The organism is Pseudomonas sp. 22515, from assembly GCF_052044625.1.
GTDB lineage: Bacteria > Pseudomonadota > Gammaproteobacteria > Pseudomonadales > Pseudomonadaceae > Aquipseudomonas > Aquipseudomonas alloputida.
Genome location: NZ_JBQENN010000025.1, coordinates 1 through 24,545, shown reverse-complemented (window position 1 = coordinate 24,545; position 24,545 = coordinate 1). Strand labels below are relative to the sequence as shown.

At 62.5% G+C, this 24,545-nt stretch carries 24 protein-coding genes; 15 read left to right on the top strand and 9 right to left on the bottom strand.

Annotation, left to right across the window (positions count from 1 at the left end):
• Nucleotides 1–54 precede the first annotated feature (54 nt).
• Complete coding sequence (locus ACTJJN_RS21140) at nucleotides 55–726, top strand: response regulator (protein WP_003252029.1); 672 nt, start codon at nucleotides 55–57, stop codon at nucleotides 724–726.
• Complete coding sequence (locus ACTJJN_RS21135; protein WP_012053609.1) at nucleotides 719–2,098, top strand: sensor histidine kinase; 1,380 nt, start codon at nucleotides 719–721, stop codon at nucleotides 2,096–2,098. The genes ACTJJN_RS21140 and ACTJJN_RS21135 overlap by 8 nt, the downstream gene beginning before the upstream one ends.
• Nucleotides 2,099–2,163: 65 nt before the next feature.
• Here the strand turns inward: ACTJJN_RS21135 and ACTJJN_RS21130 are convergent, their stop codons facing one another.
• Nucleotides 2,164–2,970 (bottom strand): HDOD domain-containing protein, encoded by an 807-nt coding sequence (locus tag ACTJJN_RS21130; protein WP_004575165.1) that lies wholly within the window; start codon nucleotides 2,968–2,970, stop codon nucleotides 2,164–2,166.
• A 55-nt stretch (nucleotides 2,971–3,025) separates the two neighbouring features.
• Nucleotides 3,026–3,967 carry a CAF17-like 4Fe-4S cluster assembly/insertion protein YgfZ gene (gene ygfZ / locus ACTJJN_RS21125; RefSeq protein WP_004575166.1) on the bottom strand — a complete coding sequence of 314 codons (942 nt, stop codon included), beginning with the start codon at nucleotides 3,965–3,967 and terminating at the stop codon, nucleotides 3,026–3,028.
• A gap of 133 nt (nucleotides 3,968–4,100) precedes the next feature.
• Between ygfZ and ACTJJN_RS21120 the strand changes: the two genes are divergently transcribed.
• Together ACTJJN_RS21120 and ACTJJN_RS21115 are read left to right on the top strand one after the other, a co-directional pair.
• Complete coding sequence (locus ACTJJN_RS21120; protein ID WP_003252043.1) at nucleotides 4,101–4,355, top strand: FAD assembly factor SdhE; 255 nt, start codon at nucleotides 4,101–4,103, stop codon at nucleotides 4,353–4,355.
• The gene (locus tag ACTJJN_RS21115) at nucleotides 4,339–4,797 is read left to right on the top strand and encodes a protein YgfX (protein WP_014754337.1); all 459 of its coding nucleotides are present in this window, start codon (nucleotides 4,339–4,341) and stop codon (nucleotides 4,795–4,797) included. The genes ACTJJN_RS21120 and ACTJJN_RS21115 overlap by 17 nt, the downstream gene beginning before the upstream one ends.
• Nucleotides 4,798–4,891: 94 nt before the next feature.
• On the opposite strand, the gene nadB is transcribed toward ACTJJN_RS21115, so the two are convergent.
• Nucleotides 4,892–6,496, bottom strand: a complete 1,605-nt coding sequence (nadB, locus tag ACTJJN_RS21110; RefSeq protein ID WP_003252045.1) for an L-aspartate oxidase — start codon at nucleotides 6,494–6,496, stop codon at nucleotides 4,892–4,894.
• Nucleotides 6,497–6,932: 436 nt separating this feature from the next.
• Here nadB and rpoE point away from each other — a divergent pair, with 436 nt between their 5' ends.
• The 10 genes from rpoE to pdxJ all read left to right on the top strand — a co-directional run bounded on the left by rpoE (nucleotide 6,933) and on the right by pdxJ (nucleotide 16,950).
• Nucleotides 6,933–7,514: an RNA polymerase sigma factor RpoE gene (gene rpoE, locus ACTJJN_RS21105; RefSeq protein WP_003252049.1), complete on the top strand. Its 582-nt coding sequence runs from the start codon at nucleotides 6,933–6,935 to the stop codon at nucleotides 7,512–7,514.
• Nucleotides 7,515–7,547: 33 nt separating this feature from the next.
• Nucleotides 7,548–8,138, top strand: a complete 591-nt coding sequence (locus ACTJJN_RS21100) for a sigma-E factor negative regulatory protein (protein ID WP_003252050.1) — start codon at nucleotides 7,548–7,550, stop codon at nucleotides 8,136–8,138.
• A 12-nt stretch (nucleotides 8,139–8,150) separates the two neighbouring features.
• Nucleotides 8,151–9,116, top strand: a complete 966-nt coding sequence (locus ACTJJN_RS21095) for a MucB/RseB C-terminal domain-containing protein (RefSeq protein WP_012053605.1) — start codon at nucleotides 8,151–8,153, stop codon at nucleotides 9,114–9,116.
• A 205-nt stretch (nucleotides 9,117–9,321) separates the two neighbouring features.
• Nucleotides 9,322–10,725 carry a DegQ family serine endoprotease gene (locus ACTJJN_RS21090; protein ID WP_014859165.1) on the top strand — a complete coding sequence of 468 codons (1,404 nt, stop codon included), beginning with the start codon at nucleotides 9,322–9,324 and terminating at the stop codon, nucleotides 10,723–10,725.
• Nucleotides 10,726–10,905: 180 nt separating this feature from the next.
• Nucleotides 10,906–12,705: a translation elongation factor 4 gene (gene lepA, locus ACTJJN_RS21085; protein WP_010952535.1), complete on the top strand. Its 1,800-nt coding sequence runs from the start codon at nucleotides 10,906–10,908 to the stop codon at nucleotides 12,703–12,705.
• A gap of 5 nt (nucleotides 12,706–12,710) precedes the next feature.
• Nucleotides 12,711–13,565, top strand: coding sequence for a signal peptidase I (lepB, locus tag ACTJJN_RS21080; protein WP_003252057.1), 855 nt, complete (start codon nucleotides 12,711–12,713; stop codon nucleotides 13,563–13,565).
• A 163-nt stretch (nucleotides 13,566–13,728) separates the two neighbouring features.
• Nucleotides 13,729–14,418: a ribonuclease III gene (gene rnc / locus ACTJJN_RS21075; RefSeq protein WP_003252059.1), complete on the top strand. Its 690-nt coding sequence runs from the start codon at nucleotides 13,729–13,731 to the stop codon at nucleotides 14,416–14,418.
• A complete protein-coding gene (era, locus tag ACTJJN_RS21070) occupies nucleotides 14,411–15,313 on the top strand; it encodes a GTPase Era (protein ID WP_003252061.1) in 903 nt (300 codons plus the stop codon). The genes rnc and era overlap by 8 nt, the downstream gene beginning before the upstream one ends.
• A gap of 169 nt (nucleotides 15,314–15,482) precedes the next feature.
• Nucleotides 15,483–16,166: a DNA repair protein RecO gene (gene recO, locus ACTJJN_RS21065; RefSeq protein ID WP_012053602.1), complete on the top strand. Its 684-nt coding sequence runs from the start codon at nucleotides 15,483–15,485 to the stop codon at nucleotides 16,164–16,166.
• Between the two features lie 61 nt (nucleotides 16,167–16,227).
• The gene (gene pdxJ / locus ACTJJN_RS21060) at nucleotides 16,228–16,950 is read left to right on the top strand and encodes a pyridoxine 5'-phosphate synthase (protein ID WP_014754330.1); all 723 of its coding nucleotides are present in this window, start codon (nucleotides 16,228–16,230) and stop codon (nucleotides 16,948–16,950) included.
• A 100-nt stretch (nucleotides 16,951–17,050) separates the two neighbouring features.
• On the opposite strand, the gene ACTJJN_RS21055 is transcribed toward pdxJ, so the two are convergent.
• Complete coding sequence (locus ACTJJN_RS21055) at nucleotides 17,051–18,433, bottom strand: heavy metal sensor histidine kinase (protein ID WP_440781589.1); 1,383 nt, start codon at nucleotides 18,431–18,433, stop codon at nucleotides 17,051–17,053.
• Nucleotides 18,430–19,104, bottom strand: a complete 675-nt coding sequence (locus tag ACTJJN_RS21050; RefSeq protein WP_003252070.1) for a heavy metal response regulator transcription factor — start codon at nucleotides 19,102–19,104, stop codon at nucleotides 18,430–18,432. The genes ACTJJN_RS21055 and ACTJJN_RS21050 overlap by 4 nt, the downstream gene beginning before the upstream one ends.
• 309 nt (nucleotides 19,105–19,413) lie before the next feature.
• On the opposite strand from ACTJJN_RS21050, the gene ACTJJN_RS21045 reads away from it, so the two are divergent.
• Complete coding sequence (locus ACTJJN_RS21045) at nucleotides 19,414–19,617, top strand: hypothetical protein (RefSeq protein ID WP_003252072.1); 204 nt, start codon at nucleotides 19,414–19,416, stop codon at nucleotides 19,615–19,617.
• 69 nt (nucleotides 19,618–19,686) lie between these two features.
• Here the strand turns inward: ACTJJN_RS21045 and cmoB are convergent, their stop codons facing one another.
• The 4 genes from cmoB to lon all read right to left on the bottom strand — a co-directional run bounded on the left by cmoB (nucleotide 19,687) and on the right by lon (nucleotide 24,434).
• The gene (gene cmoB / locus ACTJJN_RS21040) at nucleotides 19,687–20,643 is read right to left on the bottom strand and encodes a tRNA 5-methoxyuridine(34)/uridine 5-oxyacetic acid(34) synthase CmoB (RefSeq protein ID WP_004575433.1); all 957 of its coding nucleotides are present in this window, start codon (nucleotides 20,641–20,643) and stop codon (nucleotides 19,687–19,689) included.
• Nucleotides 20,640–21,383: a carboxy-S-adenosyl-L-methionine synthase CmoA gene (gene cmoA, locus ACTJJN_RS21035; RefSeq protein ID WP_004575434.1), complete on the bottom strand. Its 744-nt coding sequence runs from the start codon at nucleotides 21,381–21,383 to the stop codon at nucleotides 20,640–20,642. Before cmoA ends, cmoB begins: the two co-directional genes overlap by 4 nt.
• 89 nt (nucleotides 21,384–21,472) lie before the next feature.
• Complete coding sequence (locus tag ACTJJN_RS21030) at nucleotides 21,473–21,865, bottom strand: protease inhibitor I42 family protein (RefSeq protein ID WP_003252079.1); 393 nt, start codon at nucleotides 21,863–21,865, stop codon at nucleotides 21,473–21,475.
• Nucleotides 21,866–22,016: 151 nt separating this feature from the next.
• Nucleotides 22,017–24,434 carry an endopeptidase La gene (gene lon, locus ACTJJN_RS21025; RefSeq protein ID WP_012053599.1) on the bottom strand — a complete coding sequence of 806 codons (2,418 nt, stop codon included), beginning with the start codon at nucleotides 24,432–24,434 and terminating at the stop codon, nucleotides 22,017–22,019.
• Between the last annotated feature and the right edge of the window lie 111 nt (nucleotides 24,435–24,545).

Sequence of the window (24,545 nt, the reverse complement as noted above, 5' to 3'; positions counted from 1 at the left end):
GTGGTGACAGCGGTACACTCCGCGCCACCGCCCCACCCGAGCCGGGAGAATCCGATGCGTGTGCTACTGGTCGAAGACCACCTGCAACTGGCCGAAAGCGTGGCCCTGGCCTTGAAAAGCCATGGCCTGACCGTAGATGTGCTGCATGACGGCGTGGCTGCCGACTTGGCGCTGGCCAGTGAGGAATACGCCGTGGCCGTGCTGGATGTCGGCCTGCCGCGCATGGACGGCTTTGAGGTACTGGCGCGCTTGCGAGGCCGTGGCAAAACCTTGCCAGTGCTGATGCTGACTGCGCGCAGCGACGTCAAGGACCGGGTCCATGGCCTGAACCTGGGCGCCGACGATTATCTGGCCAAGCCGTTTGAGCTGACCGAGCTGGAAGCGCGGGTCAAGGCCTTGCTGCGCCGTAGTGTGCTCGGTGGCGAGCGACAGCAACGCTGTGGGCCGTTGGTGTATGACCTGGACACCCGGCGCTTCACCCTCGGTGATGACAACCTGACGCTGACCTCACGCGAGCAGAGTGTGCTGCAAGCGCTGATCGCCCGCCCGGGTCGGGTGATGAGCAAGGAGCAGCTGGCTGCCCAGGTGTTTGGCCTGGACGAAGAAGCCAGCCCTGACGCCATCGAAATCTACATTCACCGCCTGCGCAAGAAGCTCGACGGGCACCCCGTAGCCATCGTCACTTTCCGTGGTCTGGGTTATTTGCTTGAGCACCGCGATGCGTGACAACGGCAGCCTGCGCGGGCGCTTGCTGGGTAATTTGGCGCTGTTGCTGGTGGTGCTGATGCTGGCCAGCGGCCTTAGCGCCTACTGGAATGGCCGCGAGGCCGCCGACACCGCCTACGACCGCACCCTGCTGGCTTCGGCGAGAACCATCGCCGCGGGCCTGTCGCAGCGCGATGGTTCGTTGAGCGCGGATGTGCCTTACGTGGCGCTGGACACGTTCGCCTATGACAGTGCGGGGCGCATTTACTATCAGGTGCTGGATATCCAGCAAAGGCTGATTTCTGGCTACGAGAACCTGCCGCCACCGCCGCCTGGCACGCCGCGCACCGACGACTATCCGGCATTGGCACGGTTCTACAACGCCACTTACCTGGGCCAGGACGTTCGTGTGGTCAGCCTGCTGAAGCCGGTCAGCGAGCCGAACATGAACGGCATGGCAGAAATCCGCGTAGCCGAAACCGAGGAAGCGCGGGTGCGTATGGCCCGAGGGCTGATGGCCGATACCCTGCTGCGCCTGGGCATGCTGGCACTGGGGGCGTTGGTGATGGTGTGGTTTGCCGTGAGTGCCGCGTTGCGGCCGTTGGAGCGCCTGCGCACAGCGGTGGAGGAACGTCAGCCGGACGACTTGCGAGCGTTGCCGGTGGTACAGGTACAGCGCGAGCTGGGCCCGCTGGTGCGCGCCTTGAACCACTTTACCGAGCGCTTGCGCGGCCAGTTCGAGCGCCAGGCGCAGTTCATTGCCGACGCGGCCCACGAACTGCGAACGCCGCTGGCGGCGTTGAAGGCACGTGTCGAGCTGGGCTTGCGCTCGGCCGAGCCACAGGAGTGGCGGCAGACCTTGGAGTCTGCAGCCCAGGGCACCGACAGGCTGACCCACCTGGCCAACCAGCTACTGTCGTTGGCACGGGTCGAGAATGGCGCACGGGCCATTGCCGAGGGCGGTGCGCAGCGTCTGGATTTGAGCCAGCTGGCCCGCGAATTGGGCATGGCCATGGCGCCTTTGGCGCACAAGCGCGGGGTGGCGTTGGCGCTGGAGGCCGAGGCGCCGGTGTGGCTGAAGGGGGAGCCGACATTGCTCAACGAGTTGTTGAGCAACCTGGTGGACAATGCCTTGGCGCATACGCCAGCGGGTGGCAATGTGATTTTGCGGGTAATGGCGCCGGCGGTGCTGGAAGTGGAAGACGACGGGCCAGGTATTCCCGAGGCCGAGCGCGAACGGGTGTTCGAGCGTTTCTACCGGCGAAGTGCGCAGGGCAGTGGACTAGGGCTGGCGATCGTTGGCGAGATCTGTCGGGCGCACCTGGCGCAGGTGAGCCTGCATGATGGCGAGAAGGGCGGGTTGCGGGTGCGGGTGAGTTTTATTGCGGATTGAGGGTTTGCCTGTGTCGACCCTTTCGCGGGCTCACCTGCGAAAGGGCCCAGGCAGGCTGTTACAGCTCAGCGCAACATGCTCCGCGCCTCTAGCAGTTCATCGACCTCCAGCTCGGTGCCGAACGGCAGACCCAGATGGCGGTAAGCCGGCAGCGCAGCCAATGGCCGGTGGCGCCCGCGCTGACTGATGCAGCGGGCGATCTGCACGATGTCAATGTAATCGATCTTGTCAGTCTGGCGGTCCAGGTCATGAACCTGGCTCGGCAGGTTGACCAACTGCTCCGGAAACTCCCAGGCCTTGAGGATCTTGTCCCCCAGCACCGGCTGGAGTTGCTCGATCACGTAATGCAGGCAAACCGGGTCGGACAACAGTTCGTTGTGCTCTTCGGCATAGATGAGTACCGGCAGCGCGCCAATCTGGTTGACCAGCCCACCCAAGGTGGCCTGGTCAGGCTTCAGAGGTGTAAAGCGACGGCAGATTTCGTAGCTGATGCCCGCCACTTCCAGGCTACTGGCCCAGATATCGCGCAGTTTCTGCTCGACTGCCGGCGAGCGGGCATGGAAAATCTGCTCGATCACCAGGCCGATGGCCAGGTTGCAGCTGTAGTTGATGCCTAGCCGCGTGATGGCGGTATGCAGGTCGGTCACCTCGACCGCAGCACGCAGCAGTGGGCTGTTGACGACCTTGATCAGGCGCGCTGAAAGGGCCGCGTCGCGGCCGATCACCTTGCTCAGGGCCGCTACGCTGATCTCGTTGTCTTCCGCTGCTTCGCGGATGCTCAAGGCAACCTCGGGCAGGGTTGGCAGGACCAGGTCATCCTTTTCGATGGCGTCGAGCAATTGTGCTTGAACCAACTCGGCCAGCTTGTTCATGGGCATGTCTACCGCAGTGGTGGTGCGGCCCCGCCACAGGGGTGGGGCAGGCTGGTCAGCGCTGGATTTCCCGGTCGCGGTCCAGTTCGTAAGGCAGGGTCAGCACCTGCAGGCGCGGGCCTTCGAGGCTGCCCAGGTGCAGGTTGCCGTCTTCCACCGCCTCGGCGCTCAGCACTGCGAGCAGTTCGCAGCCGGCGCCGTTGCCGGCAGCAATGACCACTTCACCGACCGACGACCCATGGGTGGGCGAGAAGATCTCGGCGCCCGGGGCCGGAATGGCCTGCTGGTCCAGAGCCAGGCGGTACTGGCGGCGCTTGAGTTTGCCCAGGTACTGCATGCGGGCGACGATTTCCTGGCCGGTGTAGCAGCCTTTCTTGAAACTGACGCCGTCGACGGCCTGCAGGTTGATCATCTGCGGGATGAACAGTTCACGGGTCGGGCCCATGACCTGGCCGATACCTGCGCGAATCTGGCCCAGCAGCCAGTCGTTGAGCGTGCCTTCGGGCAGCGCTGCGGCGAGGGCCTGGCGTACAGGCTCGGCGTCAGCCGCCGGCACCCACAGCTCAACCCGGCCGGCGGACACGGCGATCGCGATCAGCCCGTCATGGCGCACGGTGCTACCAGCGGCTGCGGGCACGACAAGCCCCAGCGCCTGCAGCGCGGTGTCGCCATCTTGCAGGCCGAAGCGTGCCCATGCGGTGCTTTCGTCGGTCAGCGTGGCCTTGGAGAATACGGCGTACTTTTTCAGGTCGGCCAGTTGCGCGTCGAGCAGTTCGCTGGCCATGGCCAGCAAGTAGCCGTTGCCCTCGGGCACTATGCGGAAGCTCGACTGCATGCGCCCCTTGACCATGCAGCGGGCGCCGAGGCTGGCGTGTTCCTGGCTGAGGTAGTTGATGTTGCAGGTCAGCTGGCCTTGCAGGAACTTGCCTGCATCGGAGCCGCGGACGGCGAGGATGCCCTCGTGGGACAGGGGGCAGAAGAAAGCGGAATCGGCCATGGGTCATCGCGGTGGCTAAAGACTGGCGGCCATCATAGAACGCCGGTAACAAAATAGGTAGGTGACTAGACCAACGCCCGGTGTCGCTTCGCGCGCCTGGCTGTATACTGGCGGCCCATTCGAGGAGGGCCCCATGGTCGAACAAACTGAACTCAACCGGCTTTTCTGGCACAGCCGCCGCGGCATGCTGGAACTGGACGTACTGCTGGTGCCTTTCACCCAGGAAGTCTACCCCACCCTCAATGAGACCGACCGTGAACTGTACGTGCGTCTCTTGAGCTGCGAGGATCAGGACATGTTCGGCTGGTTCATGGAGCGCACCGAGTCCGAAGACCCGGAACTGCAGCGCATGGTCCGTATCATTCTGGACCGTGTCCAGCCCAAGTGAGTGCTTCGAGTGCCGCTGGCATGGCTCGCGCCTGCTGCTGGTGGCCTACCTGGCTTGTCAGGTACTGGCGTGGCTTGCCGTGTGGGCGAGCCCGCTGCCCGGGTGGCTGACCTTTTCGGTTGTCGCCGCCTGCACGGCCCACGCTGGCTGGGCCATCCCCCGACGTATCCTGTTGACCCATGAGCATGCGGTTGTCGGCCTGCGCCGTGATGCGCGGGGCTGGCAGGTGTTCAGCCGTGCCTGTGGGTGGCAGTCAGTGCGCTTGTGCCGGGACAGCGTGGCTTTGCCTGGGCTGGTGGTGTTGCGCTTTGAGCGGGCGGGGCGGTGGTTGGGGCAGAGCCAGTGCGTACCGGGGGATGCGCTGGAGCCGGATGAGCATCGGCGGTTGCGCGTGCGATTGAAGTTCAGCCGGCGGCGCTGGGCTGCGGTGAGCCGGACATAGATCAGGATCGGGTCAGTTTCTTCGCGGGCTCGCCCGCACCCACAGGTAATGCGCAANGGGAGCGGGCGAGCCCGCGAAGGCCGCGACGCCGTTTTCAGAGCGGGCTGAGGATGGTGTCCTTGGCCTCGTCCAGCATCCCTGGATAATCCAGTGTGTAATGCAACCCTCGGCTTTCCTTGCGCTGCATGGCGGACAGGATCATCAATTCGGCCACTTGCGCCAGGTTGCGCAGCTCGATCAGGTCACGGCTGACCTTGTAGTTGCTGTAGAACTCGTCGATTTCATCCAGCAGCAGGCGAATGCGGTGCTGGGCCCGCTGCAGGCGCTTGCTGGTGCGCACGATGCCGACGTAGTCCCACATGAAGCGCCGCAGTTCGTCCCAGTTGTGCGCAATGATCACGTCCTCGTCCGAGTCGGTCACCTGGCTGGCGTCCCAGCCGGGCAGGGCCTTGGGCATGTCCACTTGCTCCAGGTGCGCCTGGATGTCGGCAGCGGCGGCGCGACCGTACACGAAACATTCCAACAGCGAGTTGCTGGCCATACGGTTGGCGCCGTGCAGGCCGGTGAAACTGGTTTCGCCGATGGCATACAAGCCAGGCACATCGGTGTGGCCGCAGTCGTCGACCATCACCCCGCCGCAGGTGTAATGCGCCGCAGGCACCACCGGGATCGGCTGACGGGTGATATCGATGCCAAAGGCCAGGCAGCGCTCGTACACGGTGGGGAAGTGGCTCTTGATGAAATCTGCAGGCTTGTGAGTGATGTCCAGGTATACGCAGTCCACGCCCAGGCGCTTCATCTCGTGGTCGATGGCGCGGGCCACGATGTCCCGTGGGGCCAGCTCTTCGCGTGGGTCGAAGCGTGGCATGAAGCGTTCGCCGTTGGGCAGGCGCAGCAGGGCGCCCTCGCCGCGCAGGGCTTCGGTGATCAGGAAACTCTTGGCCTGCGGGTGATACAGGCAGGTCGGGTGGAACTGGTTGAATTCCAGGTTCGCCACTCGGCAGCCGGCCCGCCAAGCCATGGCGATACCGTCACCGCAGGCACCATCGGGGTTGCTGGTATAGAGGTAGACCTTGGCCGCACCGCCCGTGGCCAGCACGGTGAAGCGCGCGCCGAAAGTGTCCACCTCGCCGGTGTTGCGGTCGAGCACGTAGGCGCCCAGGCAGCGTTCGCCGGGCAGGCCCAGGCGGCGTTCAGTGATCAGGTCGACCGCCACCCGCTGTTCCAGCAGCTGGATGTTCGGGCGCTGGCGAGCCTGTTCCAGCAGCGTGGTGAAAATTGCCGCGCCGGTAGCGTCGGCGGCATGGATGATGCGCCGGTGGCTATGGCCCCCTTCACGGGTGAGGTGGAACTCGAAACCGCCATCGTCGACGCTGTAGTGCTCATCGCGGGTGAAGGGCACGCCTTGTTCGATCAGCCACTGGATCGCTTCGCGGCTGTGCTCGACGGTAAAGCGCACGGCGTCTTCATGGCACAGCCCGCCGCCGGCATTGAGGGTGTCCTCGACATGCGACTGCACAGTATCGGTATTGTCCAGTACTGCAGCGACGCCGCCCTGGGCCCAGAAGGTCGAGCCGTTGGACAGGTCGCCCTTGCTCAATACGGCAACGCGAAGGTGGCTGGGGAGGTTAAGTGCCAGGCTGAGACCGGCGGCACCGCTGCCGATCACCAGGACATCATGTTGGAATTGTTGGCTCATGTCGGGACACTAGTAATCTTTGGGAGGGGCACGGCACAATGGTCACGCGCGGATGGCATTGTGAAACTATCGTTAAACGTGGCCGGGATGCCTTTATAGCAGCCCCGGGTGGCCAATTTCCATGCCACTTGCCAGGTTGCGACGACCTTTGTGGGAACTTTCCGACATGGCCGGAAATCCTATGAAGGCTGCCCGTACGCCACAATTTGCCGCGGCGACGCAGGGCGGCAGGCCTTTCCGGGCTTTACCCCTGCGTATTTGAAACCTGATTATCGACGTAGCCGGCCGTGACCGCGCCGCGTCTTCCGTGCAAGCCGACCAAGGGCTGCAGGAAACTTGCTTGGAGGGGAGAACTTTTGCGCAAAGCCCGAGTCTATGTTTGCAAGCCTGAGCGATGGCTGATGCAACGCTCCTTCGAGTTCACTGAGGAGTGTTCATGCTAACCCAGGAAGAGGATCAGCAGCTTGTCGAGCGCGTTCAGCGCGGCGACAGGCGAGCTTTCGATCTGTTGGTGCTGAAGTATCAGCACAAGATTCTCGGGTTGATCGTGCGGTTTGTCCACGATACCCACGAGGCCCAGGATGTAGCACAGGAAGCCTTCATCAAGGCCTACCGTGCGCTTGGCAACTTCCGCGGCGACAGTGCGTTTTATACGTGGCTGTACCGCATCGCCATCAACACGGCGAAGAATTACCTGGTGTCCCGTGGAAGACGGCCGCCAGACAGTGATGTGAGCTCCGAGGATGCGGAGTTTTACGACGGCGATCATGGTCTCAAGGATCTCGAGTCCCCAGAGCGCTCGTTGTTGCGGGATGAAATCGAAGGCACTGTCCATCGCACCATCCAGCAACTGCCCGAAGACCTGCGTACGGCATTGACGCTACGCGAGTTCGACGGGCTGAGTTACGAAGACATTGCCAGTGTCATGCAATGTCCGGTGGGTACCGTGCGCTCTCGAATCTTCCGCGCTCGGGAGGCCATAGATAAAGCCCTGCAGCCGTTGTTGCAGGAAACCTGAGACAGCGGCGACAGCGCCAAGAGAGGAACCGCCATGAGTCGTGAAGCTTTGCAGGAATCGCTGTCCGCGGTGATGGATAACGAAGCGGATGAATTGGAACTGCGTCGGGTGTTGAACGCCGTCGACGACGCCGAAACCCGTGCCACCTGGTCGCGTTACCAGGTTGCCCGAGCAGCCATGCACAAGGAGCTGCTGCTGCCTAACCTGGATATCGCCTCGGCGGTGTCCGCTGCGCTGGCCGACGAAGCCGTGCCAGCCAAGGTCAAGAAAGGCCCTTGGCGCAGCATTGGTCGCCTGGCGGTTGCCGCCTCGGTTACCGTGGCAGTGCTGGCGGGTGTGCGTATGTACAACCAGGACGAGATCACGGGTGCAGAGCTTGCTGCCCAGCAGCCTGTCCAGCAGGGCCTGAGTGTGCCACAAGCGCAAGGCCCGGCCGTTTTGGCAGGCTATAGTGAGAGCAGTGAGCAACCGACCGGGCCGATGGCCAATGGCGTGCTGCAGAACCAGGCCGGCTGGGATCAGCGTCTGCCAGGCTACCTGCGCCAGCATGCCCAGGAATCTGCGCTCAAGGGCACTGAAACCGCATTGCCGTATGCCCGCGCCGCCAGCCTGGAAAACCGTTAAGTAAGGAGGATCATGCGCGCGCTACCTCTCCTGTCGCTGCTGATTGGCAGCTGCATGACGGTGCCAGCATTGGCGGCCAATTCTTCGCCTGAGGCGAGTGAATGGCTGAACAAGCTGGCACAGGCCGAGCAAAAACAGAGCTATCAAGGGTCGTTCGTCTACGAACGCAACGGCAGTTTCTCCTCCCACGACATCTGGCACAGGGTCGACGACGGCAAGGTCAGCGAGCGGCTGTTGCAGCTTGATGGCGCCGCCCAGGAGATCGTGCGCGTAGATGGCAAGGTGCAGTGCGTCAGCGGGGCCTTGGCCAGCGGTGTCACGGTGCCGCCGGATACCGCACCGCGTGTGCTTGATCCGCTGAAACTGATGGGCTGGTACGATTTGAGTGTTGCAGGCAAGTCACGGGTCGCCGGGCGCGATGCCGTGATCATTGCGCTCACGCCACGCGACCAGCATCGCTATGCATTCGAATTGCATCTGGACCGTCACTCGGGTTTGCCGCTGCGTTCTTTGATGCTCAACGACAAGGGGCAGTTGCTGGAACGCTTCCAGATGACCCGTCTCGATACCGATGATGTCCCCAGCGACGCTGACCTGCGCCCAGGTGCTGGCTGCAAGCCGGTGCAGCATGTGGCTGCCGGCAGCAATGATACCGTCGCGGGTTGGCGTTCGGACTGGCTGCCACCCGGTTTCGAGCTGGTCAACAGCTCGGTACGCCGCGATCCCAAGCGCAACAGTTCGGTCAGCAGCTTGATGTATGACGACGGCCTGGCGCGTTTTTCGGTGTTCATCGAGCAAGTGAGCGATGATGGCGGCACCGACATGCGCACCCAGTTAGGCCCGACTTCGGCAGTCTCGCGTCGCCTGAATACACCCAAGGGCAAAGTGATGGTGACCGTGGTTGGCGAAATTCCGCTGGGTACGGCAGAGCGCGTTGCCCTGTCGATGCGCCCCCAGGATGCCCAGGCGCGCCAGTAATGGCGCGCTTTTGCGTGCCGAGCCAAGGTGGGCGGGTATACGGCTGAAATGAAATTAAAGCATTGTCATTTGCAATCCATCGGCAAATTTTCTATAGGTCAGGCTTTGAAGAGCCTGGCCTTTCTGCGTTGTGCAGGGGTCTTTCCAAACTACCGCTCGTTGTGACGGGAGTCGTATGTCAATACCACGCTTGAAATCCTACCTAATGATGTTCGCTGCTGTGCTGATGCTCGGCCAAGTCCTCACCGCCCAGGCCGAGGAAGCCCTGCCGGACTTCACCACCCTGGTGGAGCAGGCTTCGCCGGCGGTGGTCAACATCAGTACCAAGCAGAAGCTGCCTGACCGCCGAATCGCCGCAGGCCAGATGCCGGACCTGGAAGGCCTGCCGCCGATGTTCCGCGAGTTCTTCGAGCGCAACATGCCCCAGCAGCCGCGCTCGCCGCGCGGCGACCGCCAGCGCGAGGCGCAGTCGCTGGGCTCGGGTTTCATCATCTCCAGTGATGGCTACGTGCTCACCAATAACCATGTGGTGGCCGATGCCGACGAGATCATCGTCCGCCTGTCGGACCGTAGCGAGCTCCAGGCCAAGCTGGTGGGTACCGACCCGCGTACTGACGTGGCGCTGCTGAAGGTCGATGGCAAGAATTTGCCAACGGTGAAACTGGGTGACTCCGAGAAGCTCAAGGTGGGCGAGTGGGTACTGGCCATCGGTTCACCGTTCGGCTTCGACCATTCGGTGACCAAAGGTATCGTCAGCGCCAAGGGCCGGACCCTGCCCAATGACACCTACGTACCGTTCATCCAGACCGACGTGGCCATCAACCCGGGTAACTCCGGCGGCCCCCTGTTCAACATGAAAGGCGAAGTGGTGGGTATCAACTCGCAGATCTTCACCCGTTCTGGCGGTTTCATGGGGCTGTCGTTCGCCATCCCGATTGACGTGGCGATTGATGTCTCCAACCAGCTGAAGAAAGACGGCAAGGTCAGCCGCGGCTGGCTGGGCGTAGTGATTCAGGAGGTCAACAAGGACCTGGCTGAATCGTTCGGCCTGGACAAACCGGCGGGCGCCCTGGTGGCCCAGGTGCTGGAAAACGGCCCGGCAGCCAAAGGCGGCCTGCAGGTGGGCGACGTGATCCTCAGCATGAACGGCCAGCCAATCGTCATGTCGGCCGATCTGCCGCACCTGGTTGGCGGCCTCAAGGATGGCGAGAAGGCCAAGCTGGAAATCATCCGCAATGGCAAGCGCCAGAACCTGGACATCAGCGTCGGCGCGCTGCCGGATGACGACGTTGAGATTGGCGCTGGCACCGAAGGCGGCGCCGAGCGCAGCAGCAACCGCCTGGGTGTATCGGTCGCCGACCTGACCGCCGAGCAGAAAAAGTCCCTGGAGCTCAAAGGTGGCGTGGTCATCAAGGAAGTGCAGGATGGCCCGGCAGCCATGATCGGCTTGCGCCCGGGTGATGTCATCAGCCATCTGAACAACCAGGCTATCGGTTCGGCGAAGGAATTCACCGAAATCGCCAAGGAACTGCCGAAGAACCGATCTGTGTCGATGCGCGTGCTGCGTCAGGGCCGCGCTAGCTTCATCACCTTCAAGCTTGCTGAATAAGCGGTTTCGCAAGGCGAAAGGGCAGCTTCGGCTGCCCTTTTTCATGAATCTTCACAATTGCCGGAATGATTGCTGTGTACAGTCGGACAGAGGAATCTCCCATAACCCAGCAGCTTAAGGTACAATTCCCGGCTATTTTTCGGCGGGCGTCCGGCTCGCAGCCTTTTCGAGTGTTGACCCGTGAGTGATTTGAGTCATATCCGCAATTTCTCCATCATCGCCCACATCGACCATGGCAAGTCGACGCTGGCTGACCGTTTCATCCAGATGTGCGGTGGCCTGTCGGCGCGCGAGATGGAAGCCCAGGTGCTCGATTCCATGGACCTGGAGCGTGAGCGCGGTATCACCATCAAGGCCCACAGCGTCACCCTTCACTACAAGGCGCAGGACGGCAAGACCTACCAGCTGAACTTCATCGATACCCCCGGCCACGTCGACTTCACCTACGAAGTTTCGCGTTCGCTGGCGGCCTGTGAAGGGGCACTGCTGGTGGTTGACGCCGGTCAGGGCGTGGAGGCCCAGTCCGTAGCCAACTGCTACACCGCCATCGAGCAGGGCCTGGAGGTCATGCCGGTCCTGAACAAGATGGACCTGCCCCAGGCCGACCCGGACCGCGTCAAGGACGAGATCGAGAAGATCATCGGTATCGATGCCACCGACGCCGTGGCCTGCAGCGCCAAGAGCGGTATGGGCGTTGACGAGGTGCTCGAGCGCCTGGTGCACACCATCCCCGCGCCAGAAGGTGAGATCGATGCACCGCTGCAAGCGCTGATCATCGACTCCTGGTTCGACAATTACCTGGGTGTGGTCTCGCTGGTGCGTGTGCGCCAGGGCCGCGTCAAGAAAGGCGACAAGATCCTGGTCAAGTCCACCGGCAAGGTGCACCTGGTCGACAGCGTCGGTGTCTTCACCCCGAAACACACCCAGACCGCTGATCTGAAAGCCGGCGAAGTAGGCTTCATCATCGCCAGCATCAAGGACATCCACGGTGCCCCGGTTGGCGACACCCTGACCCTGTCCTCGACCCCTGAGGTCGAGGTGTTGCCAGGCTTCAAGAAAATTCAGCCGCAGGTCTACGCCGGCCTGTTCCCGGTCAGCTCCGACGACTTCGAGGATTTCCGCGACGCTCTGCAGAAGCTGACCCTGAACGACTCCTCGCTGCAGTACATGCCGGAAAGCTCCGACGCGCTGGGCTTTGGCTTCCGTTGCGGTTTCCTGGGCATGTTGCACATGGAGATCATCCAGGAGCGCCTGGAGCGCGAATACGACCTGGACCTGATCACCACCGCACCCAGCGTGATCTATGAGCTGGAGTTGAAAACCGGCGAAACCATCGTCGTCGACAACCCGTCCAAGCTGCCGGACGTCTCGGCTGTAGCCGACTTCCGCGAGCCGATCGTCACCGCGACCATCCTGGTTCCGCAGGAGCACCTGGGCAACGTCATCACCCTGTGCATCGAGAAGCGTGGCGTACAGCGCGACATGCAGTTCCTCGGCAGTCAGGTGCAGGTGCGTTACGACATGCCGATGAACGAAGTGGTGCTCGACTTCTTCGACCGCCTCAAATCCACCAGCCGCGGCTATGCTTCGCTGGATTATCATTTCGATCGCTACCAGTCGGCCAACCTGGTCAAGCTGGACGTACTGATCAATGGCGACAAGGTCGATGCCCTGGCATTGATCGTGCACCGCGACAACGCGGCCTACAAAGGCCGTGCGTTGACCGAGAAGATGAAGGAACTGATCCCTCGGCAGATGTTCGACGTAGCGATCCAGGCAGCCATTGGCGGCCAGATCATTGCGCGGACAACCGTCAAGGCGCTCAGAAAGAACGTACTGGCCAAGTGCTACGGCGGTGACGTCAGCCGTAAGAAGAAGCTGCTGGAGAAGCAGAAGGCCGGTAAGAAACGCATGAAACAGGTGGGCAATGTGGAAATTCCACAAGAAGCCTTCCTCGCCGTGCTCAGGTTGGATAGCTAGGTCCTATGTCGCTAAATTTCCCGCTGTTGCTAGTCATCGCCGTCTTCATCTGCGGTCTGCTGGGCTTGATCGACCTGCTGTTCCTGGCCCCGCGCCGGCGTGCGGCAATCGCCAACTATCAGGGCAGCGTCAGCCAGCCTGAGATGGCGGTGGTCGAACGGCTGAACAAGGAGCCGTTGCTGGTCGAGTACGGCAAGTCGTTCTTCCCGGTGCTGTTCATCGTGCTGGTGCTGCGTTCGTTCCTGGTCGAGCCGTTCCAGATCCCTTCGGGATCGATGAAACCGACCCTGGAAGTGGGCGACTTCATCCTGGTGAACAAATTCTCGTACGGCATTCGCCTGCCGGTGATCGACAAGAAGGTCATCGAGGTCGGTGACCCGCAACGCGGGGATGTGATGGTGTTCCGCTACCCGAGCGACCCGAATGTCAACTACATCAAGCGTGTGGTTGGCCTGCCGGGCGACGTGGTCCGCTACACCAACGACAAGCGGCTGTTCGTCAACGGCCAGCCCGTTGCCGAACAACTGGTGGGCAGCGAGCCGGGTACCCTGGGCAGTGCTCAGCTGTACAAGGAAAAGCTCGGCGCGGCCGAACACCTGATCCGCAAGGAAATGAGCCGTTATCGCATGCCGCCGGACCAGCAGTGGACCGTGCCTGCGGGCCATTACTTCATGATGGGCGACAACCGCGACAACTCCAACGATAGCCGTTTCTGGGATGACCCGAACATTCCCAAGGAACTGCACGGCATGGTTCCGGACCGGAACATTGTCGGCAAGGCCTTCGCGGTGTGGATGAGCTGGCCAGAGCCCAAACTCAGCCACTTGCCCAACCTGTCGCGGGTTGGCCTGATCCATTGATACCCATCGGCGCTGTCCAGCAGACAGCGCCGAATGCATTTCTGACATAGGCTGTGTTCTCAGGGATCGGGAGATTCGCCACACACCAATCGGCGGACCACAGCCAAACAGTCTTTCAGGATGTTGATTTGAACAACGCGTTGAACAACGATCGGGTGGCCGCATGAGTGCTTCCCTTGCCGGTCTGGAGCGAAAGCTCGGTTACACCTTCAAGAACCAGGACCAGATGCTCCTGGCACTGACCCATCGCAGTTACGCCGGGCGCAACAATGAGCGCCTGGAGTTCCTCGGTGACGCCATTCTCAACTTCGTTGCCGGCGAAGCGCTGTTCGAGCGTTTTCCGCAGGCCCGCGAAGGCCAGTTGTCGCGGCTGCGTGCGCGGTTGGTCAAGGGAGAGACCCTGGCCCGTCTGGCCCGTGGTTTTGATCTGGGCGATTACCTGCGCCTGGGTTCCGGAGAACTCAAGAGCGGCGGCTTTCGCCGCGAGTCGATCCTGGCCGACGCCCTGGAGGCACTGATTGGTGCCATCTACCTGGACGCTGACATGGACACCGCCCGGGAGCGCATCCTGGCCTGGCTGGCCGATGAGTTTGAAGGCCTGACACTGGTCGACACCAATAAAGATCCGAAAACCCGCCTGCAAGAGTTCCTGCAGTCGCGCAGCTGTGAGCTGCCGCGTTACGAAGTCGTGGATATCCAGGGTGAACCACACTGCCGGACCTTCTTCGTCGAATGCGAAGTGGTACTGCTGAACAACAAGAGCCGTGGTCAAGGCGTTAGCCGGCGTATTGCCGAGCAAGTCGCCGCCGCGTCTGCACTGATCGCCCTGGGCGTGGAGAATGGCAATGACTGATAGTAACCCGACCCGCTGCGGCTACGTAGCCATTGTTGGCCGTCCCAACGTCGGCAAGTCGACCCTGCTCAACCACATCCTGGGCCAGAAGCTGGCGATTACTTCGCGAAAGCCGCAGACCACCCGCCACAACATGCTCGGCATCAAGACCGAAGGTGATGTGCAGGCCATCTACGTCGATACCCCCGGTATGCACAAGGCCAACGACAAGGCCCTGAACCGTTACATGAACCGCAATGCCTCGGCGGCCCTCAAGGACGTCGACGTGGTGATCTTCGTGGTCGACCGTACCAAGTGGACCGACGAGGACCAACTGGTGCTGGAGCGCGTGCAATATGTGACCGGCCCGCTGATCATCGCGGTCAACAAGACCGACCGTATGGAAGAGAAAGCCGAGCTGATCCCGCACCTGCAGTGGCTGCAAGAGCAGCTGCCGAACGCCGAGGTGATGCCGATTTCCGCACAGCAGGGGCACAATCTCGAGGCGCTGGAAGCACAGATCGCCAAGCACCTGCCCGAGAACGATCATTTCTTCCCCGAAGACCAGATCACCGACCGTAGCAGCCGCTTCCTGGCCGCCGAACTGGTGCGCGAGAAGATCATGCGCCAGTTGGGTGCGGAGTTGCCGTACCAGATCACCGTGGAGATCGAAGAATTCAAGCAGCAGGGCCATGTGCTGCACATTCACGCGTTGATCCTGGTTGAACGCGATGGCCAGAAAAAAATCATCATTGGTGACAAGGGTGAGCGCATCAAGCGCATCGGTTCCGAGGCGCGCAAGGACATGGAAGTGCTGTTCGATTCCAAGGTCATGCTCAACCTGTGGGTCAAGGTAAAGGGCGGCTGGTCCGACGACGAGCGCGCCCTGCGTTCGCTGGGCTACGGCGACCTGTAAGCCGCGCGCTGGTCCCTGTAGGGGCGGCCTCGTGTTGCGATAGGGCCGCGCAGCAGCCCCGGCGATTTATGCTGCAAAGCTAAAAATCTGGGGCCGCTTTGCGGCCCTTTTCGCGACACAAGGCCGCTCCCACAAGGGCCAGTGCAACCCTCGGCGCGAGTGATTTTTAATGGAACAACCTGTCGGCCAGCCAGCCTATGTGCTGCACAGCCGTGCCTATAAGGAAACCAGCGCGCTGGTGGACTTTTTCACCCCGCAGGGCCGCATGCGCGCCGTGCTACGTCGCGCGCGGGGTAAGGGCGGTAGCCTGGTGCGGCCGTTCGTCCTCCTGGAGCTAGAGCTGCGGGGGCGCGGCGAGCTGAAGAATGTCGGCCGCATGGACAGCAGCGGCATCGCCGCCTGGCTGCATGGCGATGCGCTGTTCAGCGGTTTGTACCTGAATGAGTTGCTGATGCGGCTGCTGCCCGCCGAAGCACCGTTTCCGGCCATTTTCGAACACTACACCCTGACCTTGCAGGCCCTGGCTGAAGGCCGCCCGCTGGAACCTCTGCTGCGTTCGTTCGAATGGCGGCTGCTTGATGAGCTCGGGTATGCGTTTTCATTGAGCCAAGACGTCAACGACCAGCCGATCGCCGCCGACGGCCTGTATCGCCTGCGCGTGGATGCCGGCCTGGAGCGGGTCGAGCTGTTGCAGCCCGGCCTGTTTCGCGGGATCGAGTTGCTGGCCCTGGCTGAAGCCGATTGGGACGCACCTGGCGCCTTGCTCGCTGCAAAGCGGCTGATGCGCCAGGCACTGGCAGTTCACCTGGGGGCAAAACCGCTGGTCAGCCGGGAACTGTTTCGCAAGCGCTGATCAGGACGTATGCTGTTGGGCTCAATCTTCAGGAGAGCCTTTCGTGACTCACAGTAACCGCATGCTTCTTGGCGTAAACATCGACCACGTGGCGACCCTGCGCCAGGCCCGTGGCACGCGCTACCCTGACCCGGTCAAGGCTGCCCTGGACGCCGAGGAAGCAGGCGCCGATGGCATCACCGTGCACCTGCGTGAAGACCGCCGGCACATCCAGGAGCGTGACGTTGTGCTGCTCAAGGATGTGCTGCAGACCCGCATGAACTTCGAGATGGGCGTCACCGAAGAGATGATGGCCTTTGCCGAGAAGATTCGCCCGGCGCACATCTGCCTTGTACCCGAAACCCGTCAGGAGCTGACCACTGAAGGTGGCCTGGATGTGGCAGGGCAGGAAGCGCGGATCAAGGCTGCAGTCGAACGGCTGGCGCGTACCGGTGCCGAGGTGTCGCTGTTCATCGACGCCGACGAACGGCAGATCGAGGCCTCGCATCGGGTTGGCGCACCGGCCATCGAGCTTCACACCGGCCGTTATGCCGATGCCGAAACCCCCACCGAAGTGGCTGAAGAGCTCCAGCGGATCGTCGAGGGTGTGGCGGTTGGCGTGGGGCATGGGCTGATCGTCAATGCGGGTCACGGGCTGCACTACCACAACGTCGAGGCGGTGGCGGCGATCAAGGGTATCAATGAGCTGAACATTGGCCATGCATTGGTGGCGCATGCCTTGTTTGTCGGCTTCAAGGCTGCTGTGGCCGAGATGAAGGCGCTGATCGTGGCGGCTTCGCGCTGATTGTTGGTCGCCTGTACCGGCCTCTTCGCGGGCTTGCCCGCTCCCACAGGTACCCACNGGGAGCGGGCAAGCCCGCGAAGAGGCCAGCACAGGCGGCCGATCACTCGGCAGGAAACACCAGGGTAAACCGGGTAGGCCCCAGGGGGCAGCTGCTGACCTCGACCCGCCCGCCATGCAACTGCATGATCGACTTCACGATCGCCAACCCCAACCCGGTCCCGCCCTCCAGCCGCGAACGCCCCGAACCTACCCGGTAAAACCGCTCGAACAAGCGCGACTGGTGCTCTGCAGGCACACCCGGCCCCTGGTTCTCCACGGATAGCCTGATTTCGCTGCCCGAGCGTTCGATGCGCAGAGCCACGGGTTTACCCTCGGGACTGTGCCGTATGGCGTTGCTCAACAGGTTCGACAGTGCCCGCTGAAACATCAGCCGGTCTCCCAGCGCAGTCCCCCAGCCCTGAACACGTAGCTCAATTTCTTTCAGCTCGGCACTGTAGGCAAACAGCTCGACAACCCGCGCTGCCTCGTCGGACAGCGCCAAGGGTTTCAACGCAACCTGCGTATGCGGCTGGCTGACCTGGGCAAGAAACAGCATGTCGTTGATGATGCGGTTGAGCCGGGTCAGTTCTTCGATGCTGTCTTCAAGCACTTCCCGATAGTTGGCGTTGTCCCGCTCACGGGCCAGTGTCACCTGCGCCTTGCCCATCAGGTTGCTCAACGGTGTGCGCAGTTCATGGGCCAGGTCGTCAGAGAACTGCGACAGCTGCCTGACACCTTGGTCGAGTCGATCGAGCATCACGTTGATACTGCCGGCCAGGTCTGCCAGTTCCTGCGGCAGGGCGGTAGCGGGCAGGCGATGCTGCAGGTCCTGGGCCGACACCTGCCCGGCAATGCGCCGGAAGTGCCGCAATGGTTTCAGGCCGCGCTGCATCAGCCACCATGCCCCCGCACCAATCAAAACCAGTAGCAGTGGCAAGGCGAGCAACGTCGAGTGCAGGTAGGCTTGCAGCAGGGCGTTGTCGTCGGCGCGGTTGAGCGACATCATCACCTTGACAGGGGTGTTGTCGCGCAGGCGCATCAGCCGGGTAACGGTGAGGATCTGGTTACCGCCGCTGTCACGCCAGGCGTGAAAGGCCAGGCGCGCATCGGTGTGCAGTTCACCGACCCGCGATTCCAGGGCCGGGCCGAGGCTGAGCAGGTGGGGGTGGCGGCCGTCGAGAGCCAGCACACTGAGGCTTAGGTTGTCATGCCCCATCACCAGGTCCAGCAGTGGATGGGCGCGGCTGCCCAGGTCCTCGCTGCGCAGGTCGACACGCAGATTGTGCTCGACCTGAAGCATCTTGCGCGCCAAATCCTTGCGCGCGCGGCTGTCCAGTTCGTGATCCAGGGCAAACACGGCCAGGCAGGCCAGCAGCAGCACCAGTGCGGCGCCCATCAATGTCACGCTCAGACCCAGGCGTAACGACAGGCTGGCGTTTTTCAAAGGCGAGCCTCAAGTACGTAGCCCACACCACGCAGGGTATGGATCAGCTTGTTGTCGAACGGGTCGTCGATCTTCGCCCGCAGGCGCCGGATCGAGACCTCGACCACGTTGGTGTCGCAGTCGAAGTTCATGTCCCACACCAGCGAGATGATTTGCGTGCGCGACAACACTTCGCCAGTCTGGCGCATTAGCAGGTGCAGCAGGGCGAACTCCTTGGCGGTCAGGTCGATGCGCTGCCCGGCGCGGTAGGCGCGGTGGCGGCCGGGGTCCAGTTCCAGGTCAGCGACGCGCAGGGTGCTGGGCTGCAGTTGCTGGTCGTTGCGGCGTAGCAGGCTGCGGATGCGCGCCAGTAGCTCAGGGAACTCAAAGGGCTTGAGCAGGTAGTCATCCGCGCCCAAGTCCAGGCCTTTTACCCGGTCGGCCAAGCGACCGTGGGCGGTCAGCATCATGATGCGCGTGGCCGATTCGGCACGTAGCCGCTGCAGCACGGTCCAGCCATCGATTTCGGGCAGGTTGACGTCGAGAATGACCAGGTCATAGGCCTGTTGGCGTGCCAGGTGCAGGCCATCGGTGCCTGTGTGGGCGCAGTCGACCACGTAACCGTTCTCGCGAAGGCCCTGTTGCAGGTAGTCGGCGGTACGCAGCTCGTCCTCAATGATCAGTAGGCGCATGGGGGGCTCGGTGTATTGAAAGGGGGCGATTCTTGACCCTGTAGTGACATCAGGGTCAAGCGTCCCAATGTTACGGCATGAAAAAAGGCCTGCGGTGCAGATAACGGATTTGTAATTCAGCTGTTATCTGGCTGTCTGTTCGGGCCTCTTCGCGGGTAAGCCGCGCCTGTAGGACCGGGTTTACCCGCGAAGAGGCCCGAACAGTCCACACAAGGCCACATTGCAGGACTGTAATCCCCGCCTCACCTTGCCGTTAGCCAGCCCTCGCTAGGATGACCGTGTCTGATCGGTTATTACGAGGCAAACACGATGAACCTGACCAAATACCTGCTGTTGGCCACCCTTGCCCTGGGCAGCGCCAGTGTTTATGCCGAGGGCGGTGCGGAGCGCTCGAAGCAGTTCTGGCAAGCCTTCCGCGAAGACCAGCAGCGACTGCATGGCGACAAGCAACAGGCTGTTGCCGAGCGCGAGCGCAAGGCGCAAGAGAAGGCGCGTGAGGTGGCCAAGGATTGAGGTAACGACACCTGCGCCGCGACGGCTCCTCGCCGCAGGTGTATTCAGGCGCCCCTGCGGGCGCCTTTTTTATTTGCGCGCCAGCAGGGTGGCGCGGCGTGGGGCAGGCAGGCCTTCGACGGTCTTGCTGTGGTCGTTCGGGTCGAGGAAGTCGCTCAGCGACTGGTAGCGCATCCAATCGGTGCTGCGCTGCTCCTCGACGCTGGTCACGCTGACGTCGACGCAGCGCACATCGCTGAAGCCGGCACGGCGCAACCAGCGGGCCAACGCCGGTACCGACGGCAGGTACCAGACGTTGCGCATCTGTGCGTAGCGGTCCTCAGGCACCAGCACCTGGTTTTCGTCGCCCTCGATAACCAGCGTTTCCAGCACCAGCTCGCCACCTTTGACCAGGCAGTCCTTGAGCGCCAGCAGGTGCTCGATGGGCGAGCGGCGGTGATAGAACACGCCCATGGAAAACACGGTATCGAAACCTTCAAGGTTGGCGGGCAGGTCTTCCAGGGCGAACGGCAGGTGCCAGGCCGGTAACTCCGGCAGGTATTGCTGCACGGCCTGGAACTGGCAGAAGAACAGCCAGTTGGGGTCGACCCCGACCACCATGTCTGCGCCGGCGCCGAGCATGCGCCATTGGTAGTAGCCATTGCCACAGCCCACGTCGAGTACGCGTTTGCCTTTGAGGTCCAGGTGCGGGCCGACCCGCGACCACTTCCAGTCCGAACGCCATTCGGTGTCAACGTGCACGCCAAACAGGTCAAATGGACCCTTGCGCCAGGGCGACAGGCCCATCAGTGCCTGGCGCATCTGCGCGCGGGTGGCGTCGTCGCAGTCGCAATCCAGACGCAACCCGTTGACCAGGTCGACTTCACTGGGTTGCAGGGCGGGCAGGGCTTCCAGCGCCCCGCGCCAGCGGTCGAGGTCACCGTGACCCTTTTCCAGCTTGGCGTCCAGTTGCGCTTGCAGGCCTTGCGACCAGGAAGCCAGGGGCGTGCCCGCCAGGCGGCGGACGAGGGGAGACAGATCGATCATGGCAGGGCTATCAACGAGGCGAAGTTAAGGCATTGGAACCAAGGCACCACTTTCGAGAAGCCGGCTGCGCGCAGGCGTTCCTGGTGGGTTTCGAGTGTATCGGGCTTCATCACGTTTTCGATGGCACTGCGCTTCTGGGCGATCTCCAGTTCGCTGTAGCCATTGGCCCGTTTGAAATCCAGGTGCAGTTCATTGAGCAGGTCCTGCGCTTGCTCATCGGCGAAGCGCAGCTTCTCCGACAGAATCAGCGCGCCGCCGGGCAGCAGCGCCTGGCGGATTCGCCCGAGCAGTTCAAGGCGCTGGTCAGGGGCAATGAACTGCAGGGTGAAGTTCATCGCCACTACCGAGGCCGGCTCGAAGGGCAGGGCAAGGATATCGGCCTCCAGCACGTGCACCGGCAGCAACTCCTGGAACATCGAATCTTGTGCAGTGAGGTACTGCCGGCAGCGCTCGACCATGGCAGCGGAGTTATCCACCGCGATTACCCTGCAGCCGTCGCTGCGCACATGGCGACGCAGCGACTGGGTAACGGCGCCCAGCGATGCGCCCAGATCGTACAGTGCGGTGCCTGGCTGGGCGAACCGGGCGGCCAGAACCCCGAGGTTCTCGACAATGGTTGGGTAACCGGGCACCGAGCGCTTGATCATGTCCGGGAACACACGTACGACGTCTTCGTTGAAGACGAAGTCGGGCACCTGCTCCAGGGGTTGGGAGAAAAGGCGGTCGGGTTGTTTGCTCACGGCGAATCCAGGCGGCTGGTGATAGGCAGGGGGCGCATTCTAGCCAAACCGCAGCCGGGATGCATGGTTGGCTGACCAGCGCTGTGCGTTCAATTGACCCGAATGGCGCAATCGAAGGTCTGCACCGGGCGCACTTCCGGGGCCCAGGGTTGCTGGTAGACCAATACCAGGTTCCCTTCGCCGGCAGCGCGGGCCTGGAAGCGCCAGGTCGACATGCCCGAGCTGCCGACGATACCGGTGTCTTCAGGCGCGCTGTAAACCTCGGGGCCAAGGCTTTGCAATACGTTGGGCGCCGGGTTCTGTAACAGCCAGCGGTAGCCGGTGGTGGGGTTGCTGGGCAGGGTAAGCGTGAGGACCTGACCGACCTGCAGGCGCTTTGGGCATTCGCTTTCGGCGTCCAGGTCAACAGGCTGCGAGGGTTGTTGAGCGCAGGCAGAAAGCAGGGCGAAGCTCAGGGGAACGAGCAGACGAGGAGAGGTCATGGTGGCTCCGAAGGCTGGCGATGGCCTGAGGATAACCGATGATCGAGGACATTTGTGTTGCCTGTGCCGGCCCTTTCGCGAGTAAGCCCGCGCCTGCAGGGGTAGCGTACCCGTGCAGGTGCGGGCTTGCCCGCGAAGAGGCCGGTACAGGCTAGAACAGCACTTTCGCCACGTCGGCAAAGCGCTTGGCGAAATGCACTGTCAGGCCTTCGCGCAGGTAGTCCGGCAGTTCTTCGAAGTCGCCGCGGTTGGGCTCCGGCAGGATCAGTTCGAAAATCTTCTGCCGCCGCGCCGCAATCACCTTCTCGCGCACGCCGCCAATCGGCAGTACCTGGCCGGTGAGGGTCAGCTCGCCCGTCATGGCGACACCCTTTTTGGCAGGCTGGTCGCGGGCCAGTGAAAGCAACGCGCTGGCCATTGTGATGCCGGCACTGGGGCCGTCTTTGGGCGTGGCGCCTTCGGGTACGTGCAGGTGGATGAACGCTTCGTTGAAGAAACCAGGATCTCCGCCAAATTGCTTGAGGTTGGAGCTGATGTAGCTGTAGGCAATTTCGGCAGACTCCTTCATCACGTCACCCAGTTTGCCCGTCAGCTTGAAGCCGCGGTTGTGGGTGTGGATGCGGGTCGCCTCGATCGGCAGCGTGGCGCCGCCCATGCTGGTCCAGGCCAGGCCGGTGATAACGCCTTTGCCAGCCAGTACCTGCTCGCTGCGGAACACCGGTATGCCGAGTGCGGTCTCCAGGTCTTTGGTGCCGATCTTAAGTTTGGCGTCGGGGTTTTCCAGCAGCTTGACCACGGCCTTGCGCACCAGTTTGCCCAGTTGCTTCTCCAGCTGGCGCACACCGGCCTCGCGGGCATAACCGTCGATCACCAGGCGCAGTGCGCTGTCGCTGATGCTGAGGCTGGTCTTGGAAACGCCGGCCTTTTCCAGCTGCTTGGGCCACAGGTGGCGCTTGGCGATGGTCATTTTTTCTTCGGTGATATAGCCGGACAGGCGGATCACTTCCATGCGGTCGAGCAACGGCCCGGGTATCGAATCGAGGGTGTTGGCAGTGCACACGAACAGCACCTTGGACAAGTCCAGGCGCAAGTCGAGGTAGTGGTCGAGGAAGTCGACGTTCTGCTCGGGGTCGAGGGTTTCCAGCAACGCTGATGCCGGGTCACCCTGATAGCTCTGGCCCATCTTGTCGATTTCGTCGAGCATGATCACCGGGTTCATCACTTCGACGTCTTTCAGGGCCTGCACCAGCTTGCCGGGCTGGGCACCGATGTAGGTGCGGCGGTGGCCCTTGATCTCGGCTTCGTCACGCATGCCGCCGACGCTGAAGCGATAGAATGGCCGGCCGAGCGATTCGGCGATGGACTTGCCGATGCTGGTCTTGCCCACCCCGGGCGGGCCCACCAACAGCACGATCGAGCCGCTGATCTCGCCTTTCCAGGCGCCCACGGCGAGGAACTCGAGGATGCGCTCCTTGATGTCGTCGAGGCCGGCGTGGTACTGGTCGAGGACTTTGCGCGCATGTTTGAGGTCGAGCTTGTCTTTGCCGTAAACGCCCCACGGCAGGGCGGTGGCCCATTCCAGATAGTTGCGGGTGACGGCGTATTCGGGCGAGCCGGTTTCCAGGATGGCCAGTTTGCCCATCTCTTCATCGATGCGCTTGCGTGCCTGGGGCGGCAGGGTCTTGCCTTCCAGGCGCTGTTCGAACTGTTCGAGGTCGGCGCTGCGGTCGTCCTTGGTCAGCCCCAGCTCCTGCTGGATGACCTTGAGTTGTTCCTTGAGGAAGAACTCGCGCTGGTGCTCGCCGATCTGCCGGTTGACCTCGGCCGAAATCTCGTTCTGCAAGCGTGCGACTTCCACCTCTTTGCGCAGCATTGGCAGTACCTTTTCCATGCGTTTGAGCATGGGCACGCAGTCGAGCACTTCCTGCAACTGGTTGCCGGTGGCCGAGGTGAGCGCGGCGGCGAAGTCGGTGAGCGGCGAGGGGTCGTTGGGGCTGAAGCGGTTGAGGTAGTTCTTCAGCTCTTCGCTGTACAGCGGGTTGAGCGGCAGCAGCTCCTTGATCGCGTTGATCAGTGCCATACCGTAGGCTTTGACCTCGTCGGTCGGCTCGGCGGGCTGGCGCGGGTATTCGACTTCGACCAGGTAGGGCGGGCGGTGGTGCTTGAGCCAGTTGCGGATACGCACCCGGGACAGGCCCTGGGCGACAAACTGCAATTTGCCGTTTTCGCGGCTGGCATGGTGCACCTTGACCAGCGTGCCGTACTGCGGCAGTGCCGAGGTGTCGAAGTGGCGGTGGTCTTCTGGCGGGGTGTCCATGAAGAACAGCGCCAGGCAGTGGTCCGGTGACTTGGCCACCAGGTCGAGCGTTTCGGCCCAGGGTTCTTCATTGACGATGACCGGCAGTACTTGGGCCGGGAAGAACGGGCGGTTGTGGATCGGGATGACGTAGACCTTGTCCGGCAACTGCTGGCCGGGCAGGGCGAGGGCGTGGCCGGTTTCGGCCTGGAGGGTGTGTTCGACTTCGCTGTGTTCGTCCGGGTGTTCCGGGAAATCCTGCTGGTCGCTCATGGGGCACCTGCGTGAATGACTATGGTGCTTAGATGGGGCGGGAGGGGATGGGTTTCAATGGTATGGGAGTGGCCTTGTGTCGCGATTGGGCTGCGCAGCAGCCCCAACATC

Bases quoted from the DNA above. Each gene is read 5' to 3' on its own strand.
- ACTJJN_RS21140 (WP_003252029.1), top strand. From the start codon at position 55: ATGCGTGTGCTACTGGTCGAAGACCACCTGCAACTGGCCGAAAGCGTG.
- ACTJJN_RS21135 (WP_012053609.1), top strand. From the start codon at position 719: ATGCGTGACAACGGCAGCCTGCGCGGGCGCTTGCTGGGTAATTTGGCG.
- ACTJJN_RS21130 (WP_004575165.1), bottom strand. From the start codon at position 2,970: ATGAACAAGCTGGCCGAGTTGGTTCAAGCACAATTGCTCGACGCCATC.
- ygfZ (WP_004575166.1), bottom strand. From the start codon at position 3,967: ATGGCCGATTCCGCTTTCTTCTGCCCCCTGTCCCACGAGGGCATCCTC.
- ACTJJN_RS21120 (WP_003252043.1), top strand. From the start codon at position 4,101: ATGGTCGAACAAACTGAACTCAACCGGCTTTTCTGGCACAGCCGCCGC.
- nadB (WP_003252045.1), bottom strand. From the start codon at position 6,496: ATGAGCCAACAATTCCAACATGATGTCCTGGTGATCGGCAGCGGTGCC.
- rpoE (WP_003252049.1), top strand. From the start codon at position 6,933: ATGCTAACCCAGGAAGAGGATCAGCAGCTTGTCGAGCGCGTTCAGCGC.
- ACTJJN_RS21100 (WP_003252050.1), top strand. From the start codon at position 7,548: ATGAGTCGTGAAGCTTTGCAGGAATCGCTGTCCGCGGTGATGGATAAC.
- ACTJJN_RS21095 (WP_012053605.1), top strand. From the start codon at position 8,151: ATGCGCGCGCTACCTCTCCTGTCGCTGCTGATTGGCAGCTGCATGACG.
- ACTJJN_RS21090 (WP_014859165.1), top strand. From the start codon at position 9,322: ATGATGTTCGCTGCTGTGCTGATGCTCGGCCAAGTCCTCACCGCCCAG.
- lepB (WP_003252057.1), top strand. From the start codon at position 12,711: ATGTCGCTAAATTTCCCGCTGTTGCTAGTCATCGCCGTCTTCATCTGC.
- rnc (WP_003252059.1), top strand. From the start codon at position 13,729: ATGAGTGCTTCCCTTGCCGGTCTGGAGCGAAAGCTCGGTTACACCTTC.
- era (WP_003252061.1), top strand. From the start codon at position 14,411: ATGACTGATAGTAACCCGACCCGCTGCGGCTACGTAGCCATTGTTGGC.
- recO (WP_012053602.1), top strand. From the start codon at position 15,483: ATGGAACAACCTGTCGGCCAGCCAGCCTATGTGCTGCACAGCCGTGCC.
- pdxJ (WP_014754330.1), top strand. From the start codon at position 16,228: ATGCTTCTTGGCGTAAACATCGACCACGTGGCGACCCTGCGCCAGGCC.
- ACTJJN_RS21050 (WP_003252070.1), bottom strand. From the start codon at position 19,104: ATGCGCCTACTGATCATTGAGGACGAGCTGCGTACCGCCGACTACCTG.
- ACTJJN_RS21045 (WP_003252072.1), top strand. From the start codon at position 19,414: ATGAACCTGACCAAATACCTGCTGTTGGCCACCCTTGCCCTGGGCAGC.
- cmoB (WP_004575433.1), bottom strand. From the start codon at position 20,643: ATGATCGATCTGTCTCCCCTCGTCCGCCGCCTGGCGGGCACGCCCCTG.
- ACTJJN_RS21030 (WP_003252079.1), bottom strand. From the start codon at position 21,865: ATGACCTCTCCTCGTCTGCTCGTTCCCCTGAGCTTCGCCCTGCTTTCT.
- lon (WP_012053599.1), bottom strand. From the start codon at position 24,434: ATGAGCGACCAGCAGGATTTCCCGGAACACCCGGACGAACACAGCGAA.